Here is a 20,432-nt window from a genome sequence, read left to right as displayed (position 1 = left end):
GCCGCATGTACCCCGGCGAGCACGCCCGCACGCACCCCGACCAGCCCGCCCTGATCATGGCGGGCAGCGGCGAGACGGTCACCTTCGCGCAGTTCGAGGCGCGCGCCAACCGGCTGGCCCGGCTCTTCCGCGCCCAGGGACTGCAGCGCACCGAGCACGTGGCCTACCTCGTCGAGAACCATGTGGAGCTGCTCATCGCCATGGCCGCAGCCGAGCGGTCCGGCCTCTACTACACCCCGATCAACTCCTACCTCTCGGCGGCCGAGGCGGCCTACATCGTCAACGACTCCGGGGCGAAGCTGGTGATCAGCTCGGCGGCGAAGGCGGAGACGGCGCGGGAGCTGCCGGGCCTGTGCCCGGGCGTCGAGCGCTGGCTGATGATCGACGCCGAGGCGCCGGACGGCCCCTTCGAGCCCTACGGACCGGCCGTCGCTGCGTTCCCGAGCGACCCCCGGCCGGACGAGCGGCTGGGCACGCCGATGTTCTACTCCTCCGGCACCACGGGGCGTCCGAAGGCGATCGTCCGCGGCCTGCCCGACGCCCGCCCGGACGAGATGCTGGAGATCGAGGAGTTCGGCCGGATCGTCTTCCACCTCCGCGAGGGGATGCGGTTCCTGTCCCCCGCCCCGCTCTACCACTCCGGCCCGCAGTCCAGCGTGGCCATCGCGCTGCGGCTCGGCGCCACGTCGGTGATCATGGAGCGGTTCGACGCCGAGGGGTTCCTGAGGCTGGTCGCCGAGCACGGGATCACCCACACCATGGTCGTGCCCACGATGTTCTCCCGGCTGCTCAAGCTCCCCGACACGGTGCGCGCGGCCGCGGACGTGTCCTCGCTCGAGGTCGTGGTGCACGGGGCCGCCCCGTGCCCGGTGCCGATCAAGCAGCAGATGCTGGACTGGTGGGGCCCGGTGATCTACGAGTACTACGGCGCCACCGAGGCCAACGGCATCTGCGGCGTCACCCCGCAAGAGTGGCTGGAGCGCCCCGGCACCGTCGGCCGGCCGGTGCTCGGCGAGCCGGTGATCCGGGACGATGAGGGCGGCGTCTGCCCGCCCGGCGTGCCCGGCACGATCTGGTTCAAGGGCGGCAACGCGAACTTCACCTACCTCAACGACCCGGAGAAGACGGCCGCCGCGCGCGACTCCTCGGGCACCATGACGATGGTCGGGGACATCGGCTACCTCGACGAGGAGGGCTACCTCTTCCTCACCGACCGGCACGCGTTCGTGATCATCTCCGGCGGGGTGAACATCTACCCGCAGGAGGTCGAGAACCTGCTGATCGGGCACCCCGCGGTGCTCGACGCCGCCGTGATCGGCGTGCCGGACGAGGACATGGGCGAGGCGGTCAAGGCCGTCGTCCAGCTCGCGCCGGGCGCCGTGGCGACCGAGCAGGAGCTGATCGACTACTGCCGGGCGCAGCTCGCCCGGTTCAAGTGCCCCCGCAGCGTCGACTTCGTCGACTCGCTGCCGCGGCTGCCCACCGGCAAGCTCTACAAGAAGCAGCTCCGCGAGCAGTACTGGAAGGCGGTGGACGCGTGAGTGCGTCCGCTCTCGAGCAGATCACGGACTTCCGCACCGAGCTGGCGGAGTTCGTCCGGGAGACCTTCGGCACCGAGGCCCGGATCGCCGAGGTGGACCGCCGCGGCGAGGGCTGGTCCTGGGAGACCTACCTCGTGGACGTCACGCGCCCCGAGGGCCCCGTCCGGCTCGCGGTCAAGCGCGAGCCCGCGGACGGCATCCTCGGCAGCTACGACGTGGGGCTCGAGGTGGCGCTGTTGGAGACGGCCGCCGCCGTCGGCATCCCGGTGCCCGCGGTGCACGGCTCGCGGCTCGGCGCGCGGGACTTCTACGTCATGGAGCGGGTCCCCGGATCCGTGCCGATGCCGTGGAACGTCAAGAAGCAGATCCCGGACCTGGACCGTCGTCGCGCACTCGGCGTCGAGATCGCGCAGGTAATGGGACGGCTGCACAACGCGGACATCACCCGGATGACGCTGCCCGGGCTCGAGGTGCCTGCCGACGCCGGGGCCACCGGCGCCGACGAGGCCGCCCGCTGGCGCACAGTCTACGAGGAGAATCGCACCGTCCGCATCCCGCTGATCGACCTGGCGCTGGCCTGGCTGGACGCCCGTGGTGACCACGTGTCGAGGCGGCTGGCCCTGGTGCACAACGACCTGCGCATCGGCAACGTCATCGTGGACGACGGGGGCTCGGTCGCCGCGGTCCTCGACTGGGAGACCGCCCGCTTCACCGACCCCGCCGCCGACCTCGCCAAGTTCGACATCCCCACCTTCCGCGGCCGGTCGCCCCTGGCCGGACAGGTGATCGAGATGGACCGTTACCTCGCCGCGTACGAGGCCGTCACCGGCTGGCGGCCCGACGAGCGGGCGCTGCGCTACTGGACCTGCATGGAGCTGACCAAGGGGATCATCGGCTCGGTCAAGGCGTCCAAGTCCTTCGAGCGCGGCACCACCACGGACGTGCGCTACCTGAACATGGCCTACCAGATGCACCACGCGATGCGGTGGCTCTTGGAGACCCTCCGCGACGGACACTGGGGAGACTGACGTGACCTTCCACAGCATGTCGTTGCCCGCGATCCTCACCGGGGTGGCCCGCACCCTGCGCGAGGACGTCCTCCCCGAGCTGGCGGACGACTACGCGAAGATGCAGGTCCGGGCCATCGCCGAGCTCATGACCAACCTCGCGCCGCGCGCCACCTGGGATCCTGCGCTGGTCGCCGAGACTGCCGCCCGCAGCGAGCGGGCCGCAGGCGCCGAACCGACCGGGGACACCCCCGAGGAGCGGCTGCGCGCCGCCCGCGAGGCCGTCGGAGCGCTCGTCGACTCGCTATACACCGGTGGCTCGATGCCGGACGTGCGCGCCCTCGTCGAGGCGGAGTTCGCCGCCGAGGAGGACCTCGTCACCACCGGCTCGCTGAAGAACTGACTGTGGAGAGAACAGTGTCCAAGCCCCTCGCGGGTCGCATCGCCCTCGTCACCGGTGGTTCGCGCGGCGTCGGCCGCGGGATCGCCCTGCGGCTGGCCGCGGACGGCGCAGCCGTGGCGGTCAACTACCGACGAGACACCGAGGCCGCCAAGCAGACCGTCGCCGACATCGAGGCCGCGGGGGGCGTCGCGGTGCCCTACAGCGCGTCGATCGACGACCCCGACGCGGTGGCAGCCATGGTGGACTCCGTCCGAGCGGACCTCGGCCCCGTCGATCTGCTTGTCAGCAACGCGGGGACCGCGAGCCGCGGCAAGCCGATCGCGCACACCGACCAGGACGAGTACCTGCGGCTGTTCCGCGTCCACGCGCTCGGGCCGCTCGACCTCGTCCACCGCCTGCTGCCGGAGCTCCGCGAGGCGGGCCGCGCGGACGTGGTGATCGTCTCCAGCGTGCTCAGCACCCACTTCCCGGCGAACTGCGCGCCGTACACGATGGCGAAGGTCGCGATCGAGGCGGCCGCCCGGACCCTGGCCAAGGAGGAACGGGAGCACGGCATCCGGGTACACATCGTCGCCCCCGGCCTGGTGGCGACGGACATGGGCGAACGCCTCGTCGCCGCGGGTGGGAGGACGCTCGCGGAGGTCGAGTCGGACTTCCCTTTCGGCCGGGTGGCCCGGCCCGCGGACGTCGCCGGCGTCATCTCCTTTCTCGCCTCGGCCGATGCCGAGTACCTGACGGGCCAGCGCATCGAGATCGACGGCGGTGGTCCGAACGGCGGCGTGACGGGGTGATCAGACGAGCCGCTTGAGGACGTCGTGGAGATGCTTGCGGCGCTCGTTGAGCAGCCGCACGGCCTCGGCGGAGTCCGCCGCGCGCAGCGCGGCGACCATGGCCGCCGGGGTGCCGTCGTCGAGGTCGAGCTCGGAGATAGCACGCGCGGTGTAGGGGGCGCACGGTCCCCAGAGTTGCTCGATCAGCCGCACCTCGCGGGGCGATCCGGCCAGCGCGAAGATCGCCGCGAAGAACCGCTTCTCGGCCGCCCACTGGCCAAGCCGGTCGGTTGGGTCCGCGGCCGCGACCGCCACCGCGAGCTCGGCGAGCCGCTCGAGGTCCATCTCGGTCAGCCTGCGGGCCGCCTGCCGCAACGCGTCATTCTCCAGCATCCTCCGGAGGTGGAAGATCTCCTGCAGCTCCTCGCGGTCCAGCTCGACGACCGAGAAGCCCTGATGGGCGCGGTGGACCACCTCCCCGCCCGCCTCGAGGACGCGCAACGCCTCCTGCACGGGGGCCTTGGACAGGCCGAGCTGCCGGGCGAGCTGGTCTGGGAAGATCTTGGCGCCCGGCAGCAGGTCGCCGTCGACGATCTGCCCACGCAGCTCGACGATCGCGGCGGCCTGCGGCGAGGCCAGCTGGCGCAGCGACACCCCACCCGAGCCCGGGGCGGTCTCCGACCGCTGGGCGCGCGAGGCGCTCACCGCGACCACAGCCCGAGCCGCTCGAGGTGCTCGACGAGGAGTTGGCCGGACCGGACGACATGCTCGCGCATGTACTTGTGCGCGCCGTCCTCGTCGTGAGCCTCCAGGGCCTCGAGGATCAGCCGGTGGTCGCTCACCGAGCACTCCGGCCAACCGTCGACCTCGCCGTACGACGACAGCGGGGCGTAGCGGACCGCCGTCCGCAGGAACCACAGCATCTTGGGCGAGTCCGACAGTGAGTTGATCAGAGAGTGGAATCGGAAGTTGAGCCGGCCCTCCTCCTCGAAGTCCTCGTGGTCGTGGGCCGTCTCCAGGTCGGTCTGGATCTGTGTCAGCTCCGCGAGCGACTGCTCGGAGATCGTGCGGGCCGCACGGGCACACAGGTCCGCAGCGATGTAGGCCTGGATCTGGAAGACGTCGGCGATGTCGCCGCGGTCCAGCGTGGACACCACGAACCCGCGCCGCGGCTGGGCCTCGACGAACCCCTCCCCCGCCAGACCGGCCAGGGCCTCCCGCACCGGGGTGACGCTGATCCCGAGGTCCGCGGCGATGTGCTCGAGGCGCAGCCGGTCGCCCGGGCGGAGCTGGCCCGACATGATCCGCTCGCGGACGTGGTTGGCCACGTGCCGCGAGAGCTGCTGCGGGCGGTGGCCTCGCGCAGGGCCGGAGGCCTCCAGGCTGGTCATCGTGCGCAGTATCCTACCGTCACGGCGGTCCGGCACAGCGACTCACCGGTGAGCGGGCGGGCACCCGGTGTCACGGTCTCACCCGACCCGCGCACCGCTCGGCTCGGCGAGGTCGTGCCCGAGCCGCGCGGACTTCGTGGCGAGGTAGTGCAGGTTGTCGGCGTTCGGGGTGATCCGGAGCGCGATCCGCGCGGCGACGTCGATGCCGTGCTCGCGCAGCGCGCGGGCCTTGTCCGGGTTGTTGGTCAGCAGCCGGACGCCGCGGACGCCGAGCGCGTGCAGGATCTCGGCCGCCGCGGTGTAGTCCCGCAGGTCGGTGCCGAGGCCCTGGGCGAGGTTGGCGTCGACGGTGTCGAGACCACCGTCTTGCAGGTCGTAGGCCCGGACCTTCGCGGCCAACCCGATCCCTCGCCCCTCGTGTCCGCGCAGGTAGACGAGCACCCCACGGCCCTCCTCGGCGATCCGCCGCAGCGACTCGTCGAGCTGCTGCCCGCAGTCGCAGCGCCGCGAGCCCAGGACGTCCCCGGTCAGGCACTCGGAGTGCACCCGCACGAGCACACCCGCCCCCGCGCGGACCTCGCCGCGGACCAGGGCCAGGTGCTCGGCGCCGGTCACGAGATCGCTGAACGCGGTCATCGCGAACTCGCCGTGGGCTGTCGGCAGCCGCGCGGAGTCCCGCCGGAGGACGACCGTCTCGTGCGCCCGCCGGTAGGCCACGACGTCGGCGACCGACAGCAGTACCAGGCCGTGGTCAGCGGCGAACCGCCGCAGCGCCGGGCCGCGTGTCATCGTCCCGTCGTCGGAGGTGACCTCGCCGAGCACCCCGACCGGGGCCAGCCCCGCGAGCCGGCACAGGTCGACCGTCGCCTCGGTGTGCCCGCCCCGGACCAGGACCCCGCCCGCCCGCGCCCGCAGCGGGAACACATGGCCCGGTCGGGACAGGTCGGCGGGCCGGGTGCCGTGGTGGGCGAGCGCGGTGATGGTCGCAGCGCGGTCCGCGGCCGACACCCCGGTCGTGGTGCCCGCCTTGAGGTCCACCGTGACGGTGAAGGCGGTGTGCCGGGGGTCGTCGCCCGCGGCGACCATCAGCGGCAGGTCCAGCTCGTCGGCCCGCCCGTCGGGCATCGCCACGCACAGCACACCGCTGGTATGCCGGATGAGGAACGCCGCGTCCGCGGCGGTGACGTGCTCCGCGGCCATGACGAGGTCGCCCTCGTCCTCCCGGTCCTCGTCGTCGACGACCAGAACCATCCGGCCCCGACGCAGCTCCGTCAGAGCGGCCTCGACACGGTCCACGGCGTTCATCTCATCCCTCTCGTCCGGTCCGCGTGCTCAGGCGGAGGGCTCGCGCAGACCCAGCTTCTCCAGCCGCGGCAGGACCTCCGTGGCGAACAGCCGCATGCTCTTCTCCGCCTTGTCGTGCGGGAGACCCGCGAAGGAGAAACCGCAGTTCTGGTGGTACTCACCGATCTGCTCGCGACGATGCTGGATCCGTTCCACGATCTGGTCCGGGGTCCCGGTCAGCTGCGTCTGGTAGTACCCCTCGGAGGCGGCCTCCTGACCGGCGGCCGCCATCTGCTCGGCCGCGGCGGTGTAGGACTGGTAGCCCTTGAGGTTCCGGAAGTGCTCGGCGTCGTCGAACTTGTAGTGCTTGAGCGCCAGGGCGAGGTGGCGCGCGGTGTACTCTCGGGCGGTGGCGGCACACTCGTCGGCGTCCTCGGAGCAGTAGACCTGGTCACTCATGGTGACCGGTGGCGCGGGCCTGCCGTGCTTCTCCTGGAACCGCGCCCGGTACTCCTCGAAGCCCTGGATGTGCACCTCGAGCGGGAACTGCGAGAACGTCGAGATGGCGACGCCCATGTCCGCGGCCTGCTCGCGAGAGTCCGGCGACATGGCGATGCAGACCGTGCGGTCGTTGAAGTCCCGCCGCGGGCCCGGCCGGATCGGGGCCTCCGCCTGCGGGTAGAAGGGACCGTCACCGGAGATGACGCCCTTCTCCAGCGCGGAGAGGATCATTGCCGACGCCTCGTCGAACCGCTCCCGGGACTCGGCCATGTCGATGCCGAAGAGGTTGTACTCGATCTTAGCCAGGCCGCGGCCGATGCCGAGCTGCACCCGCCCGCCGGACAGCTGGTCGAGCACGGAGATCTTCTCCGCGACGCGCAGCGGGTCGTTCCAGGGCACGATCACCGCGCCGGTGGTCAGCGTGACCTTCTCGGTCCGGGCGGCGAGGTAGCCGAGCACCAGCACGTTGTCCGGGGACATCGCGTAGTCGCTGTCGAAGTGGTGCTCGACGCACCAGATTCCGTCGAAGCCCAGCGGCTCGGCGAGCAGCGCCAGGTCCATCTCCTTGCGGTAGAACTCCTCGTCCGACAGCCGCGCCGGGTTGGAGAAGAACATCTGGTAGGTGATCCTCACGGGGTTCTCCTGGTTCGGTGGGGAGTCAGGCGCCGGTGGGCACGGGGGCGAGGGACCGGAGGAACGTGCCGATGCGCTCGATGGCGGCCTGCGCCTCGGGCAGCTCGTCGGCGAACATCTGGTAGACGTGGACCATTTCGTAGCCGACCTGCAGCTCGGCTCGGACGCCCGCGGCGAGGGCGCGGTCGACGATCCGCACCGAGTCGTCGAGCAGGACCTCGGTGGAGCCGACCTGGACCAGCAGCGGCGGGATGCCGGTGTAGTCCGCGAAGACCGCAGAGAGCCGGACGTCGGCCTTGTCCGCCTCGGCGGCATAGGCCTGCCGCATGCCTTCGAGGAGGTCCTTGCGCACCAACGGGTCGATGGACTCGTGGGCGATCATCGAGTCGCCGGTGAGCGTGAGGTCCGCCCACGGCGAGAGCAAGACCCCTGCCGCGGGCAGCGGGTCACCGGCGTCGCGCAGGGCGATCAGTGCCGCAGCGGCCAGGCCGCCGCCCGCGGAGTCACCGGAGATCACCAGGTCGGCGGGCGAGACGCCCTCGGCGAGCAGACCGCGGTAGGCCGCGAGGACGTCGTCGAGCGCGGCCGGGTAGGGGTTCTCCGGGGCCAGCCGGTAGTCGAGCAGGAAGACCCGGGCGCCTGCGGCCCGCGCGATCCGCGAGGCCATCTCCCGGTGCGAGTAGGACGAGCCGATCATGAAGCCGCCCGCGTGCATGTGCAGGAGCGTGGTCGGGCCGCTCTCCGGCACCTCGATCCAACGCCCGGACACGCCGCCGACCGTCGCCTCCCGGACGACGACGTCGGCCGGCGGGTCCGGGAGCATCCGGTCGAAGCCGATCCGGAAGTCCTCCAGCCCGAGCTCGGGGTTCTCCAACATGAAGGCGTATCTGCCGGTGGCGACCGCGTTCACCCGCTGCGAGACCATCTGCGTCCTCCCTGACGCGAAGCCGGGCGGCTCGAGGGAGCCGACCGGCGAGGTGGGGTAGTGCCTGTCGTCTTGCGGTACTGACGTGTGGATCGACGGTCAGACGACGGTCTCCCCGCCGTCGACCACGAGCAGCTGACCGGTCACGAAGCTCGCGTCCGCGGACAGCAGGAAGCAGACCGGCCCGGCCAGCTCCTCGGGGGTGGCGACGGAGCGGCGCAGGGTCGTCGACCCGGCGAGCCGCTCCCCCTCGGCGAGGTCGCCGCCGCCGCGGATCGCGTAGAGGGGCACGGTCATGGGGGTTCGGACGCGGCCCGGGGCCACGCAGTTGACCCGCGCCCGGCCCGCCAGCTCGAAGGCGAGCTGCCGGGAGAAGGAGGCGACCGCGCCCTTGGCCGCGCCGTAGGGGGCATTGAAGGGCTGGGCGACGACGGTGGCCAACGACGCCGTCGTGACAATCGAGGCGTCGGGGGCGAGGTGGTCGAGCACGGCCTGGCAGACCAGGAAGGTGCCGCCCGCGTGGACCCCGATCATGCGGTTCCATCGCTCGAGGCTCCACTCCGCGATCGGCCCCACGTCCGCGTGCCCGGCCGCGGTGTAGACGCAGTCGAGCGAGCCCAGCTCGGCGACCGCGGTGTCGACCGCCGCGCGCACCGCGTCCGGGTCCGCGACGTCGCACTGCAGCGCGACGGCGCCCTTGAGCCGGTCGGCCACCGCCGCTGCGGAGTCGCCGTCGAGGTCGACGACCGCGACCCGCCCGCCCTCCTCGGCGAACCGCGTGGCCACGGCGGCGCCGATGCCCGCCCCGCCCGCACCCGTGGCGAACAGGGTCTTGCCGTCGAACCGTCCGGTCATGCGTCGCTCCCGTCTTCGGTGAGATCCAGGACGAGCCGCCCGCGGGTGCCGCCGCGTTCGAGGGTCCGGTGCACCTCAACCACGTCCCTCAGCGGCGCGATCCGGGCGACTCGGGGGGTGAGGGTGCCCTCGACGGCCATCCCGGCGAGGGTCTCGAGGCCCGCGGTGTCCTCCAGCATCCGGCGGACCAGCACCGGAACCACCCGCACACCCCGCTCAGCTGGGGCCGCCCAGAACCGGACAGTGACGAGCGTGCCTCCGTTGCGGACTGCGGGGAGGGCGGCGGCGTCGAGCACGGCCCCGTCCACCAGGCCGTCCACACCCGCACCGTCCGTGGCGTCGAGGAAGTGTTTCGCGACGTCCGGGCCGCGCGGGACCACGACGTCGGCTCCCAACCCGCGGACGAGCTCCTCGTCGGCCGGAGCGGCGTCGGCGAGCACCCGCAGACCTCGGGCCTTCGCGATCTCGACGACGTACCCGCCGACCGCACCCGCGGCGCCGGTGACCCCGATCGTTCCTCCCGCCTCCAGGCCGAGGTGGTCCACCGCCCCGAGCGCAGTCAGGCCGTTCATCGGGATCCCGGCAGCCTCGGCGTCGGACAGTCGCTCGGGGACGGCGGTCACGCCGCCCTCGGGCACGACGACGAGCTCCGCCTGCGCCCCACCCTCGGGCCTGCGCGGGGTGGTCACCGCCATCACCCGGTCACCGACCCGGAAGCGCGAGCCCGGGCCCACGGCGTCGACCCGGCCCGCCAGCTCCATGCCGGGGATCCAGGGCCCGGGTGCGTCGTCGGTCTCGTCCGGGCCCCGTGTGCGGAACATTGTGTCGGTCGGGTTGACGACCGCGGCCGCCACCCGGATCCGGACCTGCCCACCGCCGGCCTCGGGCTCCGGCAGCTCCCGGACCTCGAGCACCTCCGGCCCGCCGGGGCGGGTCACCACCACTGCGCGCATCCGAGGTGTCCTCAGCAGGTGAAGCCGCCGTCAGCGGTGAAGACCGCCCCGGTGACGAAACCGGCCTCGTCGCCCATCAGCCAGGCCGCCAGCGCCGCGATCTCCTCGGGACGTCCCACCCGGCCGATCGGGCGGGTGGAGGTGACCTGCGCATGGACCGCCTGGTCGCCCAGCGACGTGATCATGGGCGTCTCGATCCGACCCGGGAGCACGATGTTGACGCGGATGTCATGCGGGCCGAGCTCCGCCGCAGCCGAGCGGGTCATGCCGATGATGGCGTGCTTGCTCATCGAGTAGGCCGTCTCGCCCTTGACCCCCTTGGTCCCCGCCACCGAGCCGGTGGCCACGGTGGACCCCGGCTTGCCCTGACCGACGAGGATCCTGGCGAACTCGCGCAGACAGAGGAAGGGCGCTCGGGTGTTGACGGCGAGCAGCCGGTCGACGGTGTCCGCGGTGGTGTCGAGCAGCGGGCCGGTCTCGTCGAGGATGCCGGCGTTGTTGTAGAGGTGGTCGACCGTGCCGAACTCGGCGACGGCCTGGGCGAACAGCCGTGCGATGTCGTCCTCGCGAGCGAGGTCGGTGGGCACCGCGACGGCGTCGGTGGTGCCGCCGAGCTCTTCGGCGAGCTCGGCCAGCGGGCCCGCCGACCTGTCCGCCAGCACCAGCCGCGCGTTGCGGGAGGCGAACAGCCTGCTCGCCGCCTCGCCGATCCCGCTGGCCGCGCCCGTCACGATCACCACGCGCTTGTCGAAATCCATGCGCCGCTCCTCGGTCCGCAGTCCGGCGGCCGGGAACGGATCCGCCGAGGGGCCGGTGCGGGCGCCCCCGGCGCTGTCCGCAGTGACCGACCCTGGTCAACGACGCGAACGCTAGCAGCGCTCCATTTCGTACACAATCGTCTTGACACATTCTTCACGAGCGCTAGGTTCGACGGAGACCGCAGGACCAACGGAGGTCGACCCGCGTGTTCGAGGAGCTGACCGGGCCCGCCGGGCCGTACCCGCTGCGCCGCGAGACCGTCGGCGGCGTGCCGATGGCGGTCTTCGACCGCGCGCCCCGCACTCTCGGGGAGGCCTTCGCGGCGACCCGGGAGCACGGCGACCGCACGGCGCTCGTCTACGCGGGCGAGCGCTGGACCTATGCGGACCAGTGGTCCACGGTCACGGCCGCGGCGGGCGCGCTGCGCGAGCGCTTCGGCGTGGGGCCGGGCGACCGGGTCGCGATCGGGCTGCGCAACTACCCGGAGTGGGTCTTCACCTTCTGGGCCGCGCAGCTGCTCGGGGCGGTCGTGGTGCCGCTGAACGCCTGGCACGTCGCCGACGAGCTGCGGCCGGTGCTGGAGGACTGTCGCCCGGCCGTGCTCGTCGCCGACGACGACCGCCTCGATCGCACCACGGACCTGCACGCGGCGCCGTGGCTGCGCGGTGTCGTCGGCGTGCGCGCGACGCCGCGGCCTGGAGTCGTGCAGTTCGAGGAGCTCCTGGAGGGCCGGCCGATCACCGAGCCGGCGCCCGCGACGCCCGAGGACGTGGCGACGATCCTCTACACCTCCGGCACCACCGGGCGCCCCAAGGGCGTGCTCGGCACCCACCGCAACCACACCACGACGATCCTCAGCATGGGCCTGCGGGCCGAGGCCGAGCTGCGCCAGAGCCCGACGGGCGAGGCGGCCGCCACGCTGATCGTGTTCCCGCTCTTCCACATCGCGGGGCTGACGCTGCTGACCGGGAACGCGTTCCGCGGCAGCACGATCGCGCTGATGTACCGCTGGGACCCGGCCGCGGCGGTGCGACTGGTGCGGGCGGAGGGGATCCGCGACCTCGTCGGCCCGCCGACGGTCGTCGCAGGCCTGCTCGATGCGGCGGGCGGCGTCCCGCTGCCCAGCCTGCGCAGGCTCGGGTTCGGGGGCGCGCTGGCCCCACCCCGCGCGGTGGCGCAGGTGGCCGAGACCTACGGCGCCGCCGTGAAGCCGTCGACGGGCTACGGGCTCACCGAGACGACGTCCGCGGTCGTCGCGCTGAGCGGGCCGGGTTTCGTGGAGCGTCCCACCAGCATCGGCAGGCCGCTGCCGACGGTCGAGGTCCGGGTGGTCGACCAGGAGGACCGGCTCGTCCGGCCGGGCGAGGTCGGCGAGCTGCACGTCCGCGGGCCGCAGGTCGCCGCGGGCTACCACGGGTTGCCCGCCGAGACCGCCGCCGCGTTCCGCGACGGCTGGTTTCGCACCGGGGACCTCGTGACAGTCGACGACGACGGGTTCCTGCACCTCGCGGGCCGGCAGAAGGACGTCATCATCCGGGGCGGGGAGAACGTGTACTGCGAGGAGCTGGAGGCGGTGCTCGACGGGCTGCCCGGGGTGCGGGAGTCCGCGGTGCTCGGCCGCCCGCACGAGGTGCTGGGCGAGGAGGTGTGCGCTGTGGTCCGGGTTGGCGGCGAGGCGCCCACGGCCGCGGACCTGCGGGCCCTGCTCGGCGACCGGATGGCGGCGTTCAAGGTTCCGTCGACGCTGGTGCTGACCGACAGACCGTTGCCGCGCACCGCGACCGGGAAGATCGTCAAGGCCCAGGTTCGGGCGGAGTTCGCGACCGAGCTGGCCGGCGCGTGAGCGCCGTGCAGGGGTGGACCGTCCCCGGATTCGACAGCGTGCGGGAGGCCTTCGCCGCCACGGTAAACTCCCTCGACCGCTCCGGCGGCAGCTGCGCGCTGGTCCGGGACGGCGAGCTGGTCGTCGATCTGTGGGGCGGAGCGGGTTGGGAGCGCAACACCACGACGGTCGTGTACTCCGCGACCAAGGGAGTCGTCGCGACCGCGGTGAACCTCCTGGTGCAGCGCGGCGCGCTCGATCCGGACCGGACGGTGGCGCGCTACTGGCCGGAGTTCGGTGCCGCGGGCAAATCCGGGATCACGGTGCGGGAGCTGCTGGCACATCGGGCGGGGCTGCCGGTGGTCGAGAAGCCGCTGACGCTGGCCGAGGTGCTCGCCGGCGGGGCGGCCGCCGTCCTCGCCGAGCAGGCGCCACTCTGGGAGCCCGGCTCCACGCACGGCTACCACGCCCTGACCTGGGGATGGCTCGTCGGTGAGCTGGTGCGTCGGGTGGCCGGGACCTCCGTGGGCGCGTTCGTGGCCCGGGAGCTGGGCGCCGAGGTGGGCCCAGGGCTGCGGATCGGGGTACCCGTCGCCGAGCAGGTGGGGATCGCCCCGCTCGTCGCAGACGTGCCGCGCCCCGCGGAACGGGACCTGATCACCGATCCGGCCGCGCTGGCGGCCGTCGACCGGCTGCTGGCGGCGCGGTCCGACCCGGGCTCGCCGCTGGTGCGGGCGCTGACCACCAACGGGGTGCTGCCCACGCCCGACGCCGCGGCCTGGAACGACCCCGTGGTGCGGGCCGCGGAGATCCCCGCCGCCAACGCCGTGACGAACGCCCGCGCCCTGGCCGAGATGTACGGCGCATGCGTGCGGGCGACGGACCCGCTGCTGGCGCCGGACACGGTCGCCGCCGCGGCCGTGGTCGTGTCCGACGGGGAGGACCGGATCACGTTGCGCCCCACCCGGTTCGGTCTCGGCTACCAGCTCGCCAACGAGGCGGTGCCCATGTTCGGCCCTGGCTGCTTCGGCCATCCCGGCGCGGGCGGCTCGCTGGCCTTCGCGGATCCGGTGCGCCGCAGCGGGTTCGCCTACGTGACGAACCAGCTGCGGATGTCGTTGCTCGGTGACCCCCGCGCGGTCGGCGTCGCCGAGGCCGCTCGGGCGGCGCTGGATCGCTGACGGGCTCCTAGGCACCGAGTCCCTCGGCGATGCGGTCGTAGCGGGTGTCGGGGGTGTCGAACAGCTGTCGGGTCGCCCAGGCCCGTCGCAGGTAGCGGTGGGCCTCGTGCTCCCAGGTGAAGCCGATCCCGCCGTGTAACTGGATGGCCTCGCCCGCCACCCGGCGGAAGGTCTCGCTGGTGTGGGCGGCGGTGGCGTCGGCGATCAGGTCCAGGTCGGCGCCGGCCGCGGCGGACCAGGCGGCGTGGTAGACGACCGCGCGGGCAGCCTCGACCTCCAGGTACAGCCCGGCGCACCGGTGCTTGAGCGCCTGGAAGGAGCCGATCGGGCGGCCGAAGGCGATCCGGGAGCGCAGGTAGTCCGTGGTGGTGTCGAGGCAGTGCCGCGCGCCGCCGAGCTGTTCGGCGGCCAGCCCCACCGCGGCCAGGGCACGAAGTCGGTCCCACCAGCCCGCAGCGCCGCCCGCGGCACCGAGCCGCGTCCCCGCTGCGCCGGCCAGCTCCACCGCGGCGAGCGGGCTGCTCGGGTCGAGCAGCGCCTCGGGCACCGTGCGTCGGACCGCCGGAGCGGTGGGGTCCACCGCGTACAGCGACAGCCCGCCGGGCCCGGCTCCCGGCACCAGGAGCAGGTCGGCGTCCGCCGCGTCGGGGACCGCTGGCCAGGCCCCGGACAGCACGTCCCCGTGCACCCGGGCGGGCTCGCCCAGGACGACGGCGACCACCGAGCCCTTCGCGATCTCGGGCAGGTGGCGGGCCGCAGCGGCGTCGTCGCCGGTCAGCTGCAGTGCCGAGGCGGCGACGACTGCCGTGGACAGGAACGGGACCGCGGCCAGCGCCGCCCCGAGCTCTTCCGCGACCACGGCCAGCTCGACCATGCCTGCCCCGGCGCCGCCGTGCTTCTCAGGGACGGCCAATCCGGCGAGGCCGAGCTCGCCGGAGAGCCGGTCCCACAGGGCCCGGTCCGGCTCTCCCGCGGGTACGGCCGCCCGTGCGTCGGCGGTGCGCTCCAGCAGGGTGCGCACGGTGCGCCGGAGATCCTGTTGGTCGTCGTCGAGCGAGAACCGCACGACAGCTCCTTCCGTCAGCGGGCGGTTCCCCGGACCTCGGCAGGCAGGCCGAGGATCCGTTCCGCGATCGTGGTGCGCTGGATCTCGCTCGAGCCGCCGTAGATGGTCCCGGCCCGCGCGTTGAGGAAGTCCGACACCCACGCGGTGCTGGACAGTGGGTCGAAGCCGCGGGGCTGGGGCCGGAGCCATTCGGCTGGCTGGGGCCCGTTCGGGGTGAGCGCCGCCGGCCCGAGGATGTCCATGGCCAGCTCGGTGGCCACCTGGTGATGCTCCGCGGTCAGGGCCTTGACCAGCGAGGACTCCGGGCCGGGTGGTTTGCCCTCGAGCCCGGCGGACAGCGCCCGCAGCGCGACGCAGCGCAGCACGTGCACCCGCGTCCAGCAGGCCCCGACCCGGGACCGGAGGCGGGCGTCGGCGGCCGCGCCGTTCGCGCGGGCCAGCTCGACGAGCCGTTCCAGCTCGATCGCCATGCCCAGCGCCGCCGCCACCCCGCCAGCGCCGCGCTCGTAGCCGAGCAGCGCGAGCGCGACCGCGGCTCCGTTCCCCAGCCCCCCGACGACGTCGCCGAGCGCCGCGCGGGCCCCCGTCAGGAACACCTCGGCGAACTCGACCTCCCCGGCCGCTGTGCGGATCCCCCGCACCTCGACGCCTGGCTGGTCCAGCGGGACGAGCACGAAGGACAGCCCCTTGGCCCGGCTCGCCGCCGGGTCCGTGCGGACCAGGGTGAACATCCAGTTCGCGGTGGTGCCCGCGGTCTGCCAGACCTTCTGCCCGTCGAGCACCAGCTCGTCGCCATCGACGACCCCGCGGGTGCGCAGGTTGAACAGGTCCGAGCCCGCGTCGGGCTCGGAGAAGCCCTGGGCCCAGCGCATCTCGCCGGTCAGCGTGGGCCGCAGGAACCGCGACCGCTGCTCCTCGGTCCCCGCGTGCAGCAGCGTCGGGCCGAGCAGGTTGAGGCTGAACGTGTCGTTCGGGTGCGGCAGGAACGGCACCCCGATGCGCACGAACTCCTCGATCAGGATGGACTGCTCCAGCAGCCCGCGCCCTCCTCCGCCGTACTCGGCGGGCCAGGTCAGGCCCAGGAACCGGTGCTCGACGAGCAGGGCCCGCCAGTCCCGCACGAACGTCTCACGCTCGGCGGGCGGCAGCGCGCCCCAGCCGGTCCAGCCCTGCGGGAGGTGCTCTCGCAGGAACCCGCGGATCTCCTCACGGAAGTCGTCCGCCGCAGGTGGGTAGCTCAGGTCCACCGGTCCCCCTCACTTGACGGCGATCGGGTTCAGCGGGGACCCGACCGCACCGGTGATCGTCAACGGCGGCGCGGTGAGCAGGAACTCGCCCACGCCGTCGGCGGCACAGTCGTCCGCCAGCTCCTCCATGTCCCACATCTCGCCGATGTAGATTCCGGCGTTGACCAGCAGGATCACGTGCAGCGGGGCGAGTAGCGGCGCCTCGTACGGGATCGCCTCGATCCCCCAGGTGTCCGTCGCGACGCCCACGATCCCGCGCGGGCAGAGGAACTCCGCGCTGTCCACACCGAGCCCGGGCGCGGGGCCACCGGCGTAGTCGCCCCAGCCACCCGCGGCGCGTCTCCGGGCGATCTCCCCGGTCCGGACCAGCAGGAAGTCGCCCTCCCGGACCTCGACGCCCTGCACGGCGGCGCATCGCTCCAGGTCCTCGGGCTGGATCGCCTCGCCCGGTTCCCACCACGGCCTGCCCGCGGCGCGCGGCAGGTCCAGCAGGACACCGCGGCCGATGGCGCGGTCCCGCAGCCCGGTGATGCTGTTGTGCACCGCGCCCCGACTGGTCACCGACTCGGGCCCGCGGTCGTTGTAGGCGCGGCCCTCGTGGAAGAAGTGGCACAGCGCATCCCACTGCGTGGAGGCCTGTAGCGGCAGGTAGACGGCGTCGTCGGTATAGCCCTGGACGTCACCGGGGGCCATGTCGCCACCGTCGCGCAGCATGACGTGCTGGGGGTTGACCCGGCCGTTGCGCCCGGTCATCGGCCCTTCGCCGTCCATCGGGAGGGCGAGGGAGAACACCGCGCCGCGGCGCACCAGGCCGGCCGCGGCCACGATCCGCTCGGGGGTGACCCGGTTGGCCGCGCCCAGCTCGTCGTCGGGGCCCCAGTGGCCCCACGTGCGGTACTTCGCGGCGAGGGCCTCGACGTGCGCGCGGGTGTGGGTGCGCCGGCCCGGGGCACTTGCGGGATTGCTCATGGCGCGGGCACCACCGGGTTGACGACCATGTCGCGGTGGGCGATCCGCCAGCCCTCGGCGGTCCGGACGAACACGTCGTCGTAGCTCCCGATGGCGTACGGGTGCACGACGGTCCCGGTGTAGCGGAACGCGGCGAGCTCTGCGCGGCCGGTGGCCCGGTCCCCCGCCAGCTCGATCACGTGGTTGCCCGCCAGCCTGACGTTGCCGCCCGCACCCGGGATCGGGGTGCCCTTGCCGGGGCCGCGGTCGAACCAGTCCAGGATCGCGTCACGGCCCACGGCGTCGAGCTTCAGGGCCTCGCACACGAAGGTCGCGTCGGGCGCCCAGGCCGAGACGAACAGCTCGCGGTCGGCCCGGTCCATGCCCAGCGCGTAGCGGCTGTAGAGCTCCAGAATCTCCAGCCGGTCGAGCAGCTCGCGGCTCATGCGCCCTCCCCGGCGGCGACCGGGACCCCCAGCGGGACTCGCAGGAGGTCCTGCTCCGCGAGGTCGGCGAACAGCGCGCGATGCTCGGCCTCGAACCACGGCCAGATCACCGGGAGCCCGTCCGCACCCTGGTACCAGCTGGTGCAGCCGCTGCCCCACACGGTCTGCGGGATCAGCTCTGCCAACCGAGCGCGGAAGGCCTCAGTGGCCTCGTGGGTGGGTTCGAGCGCCACCTGGTCCCGCGCGGCGATCTCGACGAGCCGGCACAGGTAGCCCGTCTCGTCGCGCAGGGTGTCGGGGACCGGGACGTTGTTGATTGGGCTGAACGGGCCGTGCAGCAGGAACAGGTTGGGAAAGCCGGGCACCGACACCCCGCGGTAGGAGTACGGCCTGCCCGCCCAGACCTCGTGCAGGGTGCGGCCGTCGCGGCCGTGAACGGTCATCGGGCTGGTGTAGGCGTGGGTGTCGAAACCGGTCGCCCACACCACCACGTCGAGTTCGTGGACGGTGCCGTCCGGGGTCACGAGCCCCTCTGGCACGACGCGCTCGACGCCCGCCCGCACGATCCGCACGTTCTCCCGCTGCACCACGTCGTAGTACGTGGGGGACTTCGGGATCCGCTTGCAGCCGGGCGGGAAGTCCGGGGTCAGCGCGGCGCGCAGCTCCGGGTCGCGGATCGCCGCGACGTCGTCGCGCAGCGCCTGCTGGGCGAGGGGGCGCTTGTCCCCCGCCCCGGCCAGCTTCCAGTACGGGTCCGACAGCCGGGGGTCCTGCCCGATCCGCCCCATCAGCGCGGCGAGGACCTCCGCGCCCTGCTCGGGGCCGGACCGGGCCCGGTCGAGCTCGTCCGGCGCCAGCGCGGGGTTGAGGTTGGTCTCGATCCACTGAGGCGTGCGCACGAACTGGGTGACGGCGTGTCCGCGTGCGCCCAGCTCGGCCGTGAGCTGGATCCCACTGGACCCACTCCCGACGATCCCGATCCGCTTCCCGGCCAGCTCCAGCCCCTCGGGCCAGGCCGACGAGTGGAACGCCGGCCCGGCGAAGGAGTCGAGCCCCGGCAGCCGCGGCAGCGTGGGGACCCGGAGGAACCCGGTCGCCGCCACGACGACGTCGGCCCCCAGCTCGTCCCCGTCGGAAAGGGTCAGCAGCCACTCCCCACCAGTCCACCGGCAGTCCACGACCTCCACGCCGAACCGGATGTGCCGGCGGAGGTCGTGCTCGTCGGTGACCCCGACGAGGTAGTCCTGGATCTCCGGCCCGCTCGGGAAGGCGGCGGAGAAGTCGTACTTCGGAGAGAACTCCAGCTGGTAGCGGGCCGCGGGGATGTCCACGGACAGCCCCGGGTACCGGTTGTCCCGCCAGGTCCCGCCGACCTCCCCGGCCTTCTCCAGGACCGTGAAGCCGATCCCGCGGTCGGCCAGCATCTTGGCCATGTAGAGCCCGGACATCCCGGCCCCGACGATCACTACCCGCAGCTCGCCCATGCCTCAGCTCGCGGCCGCGACCGGCTCCCCGGCCGGCATCGCGTGCACGGCGGGCAGCACCTTCTCGGCGAACAGCCGCATGTTGCGCTCGCCGTCCGCGGCGCTCATCGACCCGAACCGCAGCAGGAACACGAACTGCGACGGATTGACCTTCTGCCGGATCTCCTCGATGCCGGCGACGACCTGCTCGGGCGAGCCCCAGACGTTGTTCTTCACGAACACGTCCGCCCACTTGCCCGCGCCGTCCCGATACATCGCGGCGTTGTCCCGGTAGGCCTCGTAGCCGGGGATGTCGGCGAAGTGGCTGCCACCGAGCTCGTAGTGCTTCAGCGAGCTCTCGCCGTACTCCAGGAAGTGCTGGTAGGCGCGCTTGTCGCCCGCTTCGCCGTCCGTGTGGACGTAGCAGGACACCGCGATGATGGGCTGCACCGGCTCGAAGCCGTGCTGCGCGCGCAGGGCACCGTACTCGGCCAGCTCGACGGCGTACTCGTCCCAGGTCTTCTTGGGGATGATGATCGGCTTGAGCCCCAGCTCGGCGGCGTACGGGATCGTCTGCGGGTTGCCCCAGGCGGCGTGCATGTCGTCGGCGACCTGGGTGCTGACGGGCGCGGGCCGCAGCGAGGTCTCCGGCAGCTGGAAGATCTTGCCGTCGTAGGTGAAGCGGTCCTCGGTGATCGCCTTGCGTATGATCTCCACGGACTCGACCCAGCGCTGCCGGGATTCCCCCATCGGGATCTGCAGCGAGCCGAACTCGCGGCGGGCCGCGCCGCGGCCGACGCCGGCGTAGATCCGCCGGTCCGGGCCGATCATGTTCTGCAGCGCCGTGAGGTCCTCGGCGACGCGCAGCGGATTGTGCCAGGGCAAGACCAGCACCATCGTGCCGAAGTCGATCCTGGTGGTGGCGCCCGCGAAGTACGCGAGCAGCTGCAGCGGGTTGGGCTGCATGGTGTACGGGGTCGTGTGGTGCTCGACGGTCCAGAGCGAGTCGAAGCCGAGCGGCTCGACGAGTGCGCCCAGCGCCAGCTCCTCACGCCAGACCTGGTCGTCCGGCTTGGCGGAGCGACCGGGCACGTCCTCGCCACGCTCCTGGGCCTCGAAGCGACCCCAGTCGTCGTGGTTCGCGAACAGGAACGACACGCCAGCCTTCACGGAACTCTCCTCTGATGCCGGGGACTGCGGTGTCCGGAACCGGCGCGGGCCGCGGGAGAGGGCTCCA

The 20,432-nt window shown here is 72.9% G+C and carries 20 protein-coding genes; 6 read left to right on the top strand and 14 right to left on the bottom strand.

Annotated features, from left to right (window positions below; translation table 11 throughout):
• The first annotated feature begins 5 nt into the window (after nt 1-5).
• Genes AB0B41_RS18410 through AB0B41_RS18395 form a run of 4 tightly spaced genes read left to right on the top strand, consistent with a single transcriptional unit; the run spans nt 6 to nt 3,742 of the window.
• Nucleotides 6-1,541, top strand: coding sequence for an AMP-binding protein (locus AB0B41_RS18410; RefSeq protein WP_358204608.1), 1,536 nt, complete (start codon nt 6-8; stop codon nt 1,539-1,541).
• Complete coding sequence (locus AB0B41_RS18405) at nt 1,538-2,569, top strand: phosphotransferase family protein (RefSeq protein WP_358204606.1); 1,032 nt, start codon at nt 1,538-1,540, stop codon at nt 2,567-2,569. Before AB0B41_RS18410 ends, AB0B41_RS18405 begins: the two co-directional genes overlap by 4 nt.
• Before the next feature lies 1 nt (nt 2,570).
• Nucleotides 2,571-2,951, top strand: coding sequence for a hypothetical protein (locus AB0B41_RS18400; RefSeq protein ID WP_358204604.1), 381 nt, complete (start codon nt 2,571-2,573; stop codon nt 2,949-2,951).
• Between the two features lie 14 nt (nt 2,952-2,965).
• Complete coding sequence (locus tag AB0B41_RS18395) at nt 2,966-3,742, top strand: SDR family oxidoreductase (protein WP_358204601.1); 777 nt, start codon at nt 2,966-2,968, stop codon at nt 3,740-3,742.
• On the opposite strand, the gene AB0B41_RS18390 is transcribed toward AB0B41_RS18395, so the two are convergent.
• From AB0B41_RS18390 to AB0B41_RS18355, 8 genes are all read right to left on the bottom strand, one after another.
• Nucleotides 3,743-4,426 carry a GntR family transcriptional regulator gene (locus AB0B41_RS18390; RefSeq protein WP_358204599.1) on the bottom strand — a complete coding sequence of 228 codons (684 nt, stop codon included), beginning with the start codon at nt 4,424-4,426 and terminating at the stop codon, nt 3,743-3,745.
• Nucleotides 4,423-5,112 (bottom strand): GntR family transcriptional regulator, encoded by a 690-nt coding sequence (locus AB0B41_RS18385; RefSeq protein WP_358204597.1) that lies wholly within the window; start codon nt 5,110-5,112, stop codon nt 4,423-4,425. Before AB0B41_RS18385 ends, AB0B41_RS18390 begins: the two co-directional genes overlap by 4 nt.
• A 78-nt stretch (nt 5,113-5,190) precedes the next feature.
• Nucleotides 5,191-6,417, bottom strand: a complete 1,227-nt coding sequence (locus AB0B41_RS18380) for a bifunctional 3,4-dihydroxy-2-butanone-4-phosphate synthase/GTP cyclohydrolase II (RefSeq protein WP_358204595.1) — start codon at nt 6,415-6,417, stop codon at nt 5,191-5,193.
• Nucleotides 6,418-6,444: 27 nt separating this feature from the next.
• Nucleotides 6,445-7,530, bottom strand: a complete 1,086-nt coding sequence (locus tag AB0B41_RS18375; RefSeq protein ID WP_358204593.1) for an LLM class flavin-dependent oxidoreductase — start codon at nt 7,528-7,530, stop codon at nt 6,445-6,447.
• Between the two features lie 25 nt (nt 7,531-7,555).
• The gene (locus AB0B41_RS18370) at nt 7,556-8,455 is read right to left on the bottom strand and encodes an alpha/beta hydrolase (protein WP_358204590.1); all 900 of its coding nucleotides are present in this window, start codon (nt 8,453-8,455) and stop codon (nt 7,556-7,558) included.
• Between the two features lie 99 nt (nt 8,456-8,554).
• Nucleotides 8,555-9,310 carry an SDR family oxidoreductase gene (locus AB0B41_RS18365; protein WP_358204588.1) on the bottom strand — a complete coding sequence of 252 codons (756 nt, stop codon included), beginning with the start codon at nt 9,308-9,310 and terminating at the stop codon, nt 8,555-8,557.
• A complete protein-coding gene (locus AB0B41_RS18360; RefSeq protein ID WP_358204586.1) occupies nt 9,307-10,263 on the bottom strand; it encodes an NADP-dependent oxidoreductase in 957 nt (318 codons plus the stop codon). Before AB0B41_RS18360 ends, AB0B41_RS18365 begins: the two co-directional genes overlap by 4 nt.
• Nucleotides 10,264-10,274: 11 nt before the next feature.
• A complete protein-coding gene (locus AB0B41_RS18355; RefSeq protein WP_358204583.1) occupies nt 10,275-11,021 on the bottom strand; it encodes an SDR family oxidoreductase in 747 nt (248 codons plus the stop codon).
• A gap of 206 nt (nt 11,022-11,227) precedes the next feature.
• On the opposite strand from AB0B41_RS18355, the gene AB0B41_RS18350 reads away from it, so the two are divergent.
• The gene (locus AB0B41_RS18350) at nt 11,228-12,865 is read left to right on the top strand and encodes a class I adenylate-forming enzyme family protein (protein ID WP_358204581.1); all 1,638 of its coding nucleotides are present in this window, start codon (nt 11,228-11,230) and stop codon (nt 12,863-12,865) included.
• On the top strand, nt 12,862-14,025 hold the full coding sequence (locus AB0B41_RS18345) for a serine hydrolase domain-containing protein (RefSeq protein ID WP_358204578.1): 1,164 nt from the start codon (nt 12,862-12,864) through the stop codon (nt 14,023-14,025). Before AB0B41_RS18350 ends, AB0B41_RS18345 begins: the two co-directional genes overlap by 4 nt.
• Before the next feature lie 7 nt (nt 14,026-14,032).
• On the opposite strand, the gene AB0B41_RS18340 is transcribed toward AB0B41_RS18345, so the two are convergent.
• From AB0B41_RS18340 to AB0B41_RS18315, 6 genes are read right to left on the bottom strand one after another with little or no spacing between them, the layout of a single operon-like run.
• The gene (locus AB0B41_RS18340) at nt 14,033-15,091 is read right to left on the bottom strand and encodes an acyl-CoA dehydrogenase family protein (RefSeq protein ID WP_358204576.1); all 1,059 of its coding nucleotides are present in this window, start codon (nt 15,089-15,091) and stop codon (nt 14,033-14,035) included.
• A 14-nt stretch (nt 15,092-15,105) separates the two neighbouring features.
• Nucleotides 15,106-16,338 (bottom strand): acyl-CoA dehydrogenase family protein, encoded by a 1,233-nt coding sequence (locus AB0B41_RS18335; protein WP_358204574.1) that lies wholly within the window; start codon nt 16,336-16,338, stop codon nt 15,106-15,108.
• Nucleotides 16,339-16,347: 9 nt separating this feature from the next.
• Nucleotides 16,348-17,307: a cyclase family protein gene (locus tag AB0B41_RS18330; protein ID WP_358204572.1), complete on the bottom strand. Its 960-nt coding sequence runs from the start codon at nt 17,305-17,307 to the stop codon at nt 16,348-16,350.
• The gene (locus tag AB0B41_RS18325; RefSeq protein WP_358204569.1) at nt 17,304-17,732 is read right to left on the bottom strand and encodes a nuclear transport factor 2 family protein; all 429 of its coding nucleotides are present in this window, start codon (nt 17,730-17,732) and stop codon (nt 17,304-17,306) included. The genes AB0B41_RS18330 and AB0B41_RS18325 overlap by 4 nt, the downstream gene beginning before the upstream one ends.
• Entirely contained in the window at nt 17,729-19,216 is a 1,488-nt protein-coding gene (locus AB0B41_RS18320; protein WP_358204567.1) for an NAD(P)/FAD-dependent oxidoreductase, read from the bottom strand. The genes AB0B41_RS18325 and AB0B41_RS18320 overlap by 4 nt, the downstream gene beginning before the upstream one ends.
• A gap of 3 nt (nt 19,217-19,219) precedes the next feature.
• The gene (locus AB0B41_RS18315) at nt 19,220-20,365 is read right to left on the bottom strand and encodes an LLM class flavin-dependent oxidoreductase (protein ID WP_358204565.1); all 1,146 of its coding nucleotides are present in this window, start codon (nt 20,363-20,365) and stop codon (nt 19,220-19,222) included.
• Between the last annotated feature and the right edge of the window lie 67 nt (nt 20,366-20,432).

It is taken from the genome of Pseudonocardia sp. NPDC049154, from assembly GCF_040648315.1.
Taxonomy (GTDB): domain Bacteria; phylum Actinomycetota; class Actinomycetes; order Mycobacteriales; family Pseudonocardiaceae; genus Pseudonocardia.
This window is presented reverse-complemented; position numbering and strand designations above follow the sequence as displayed.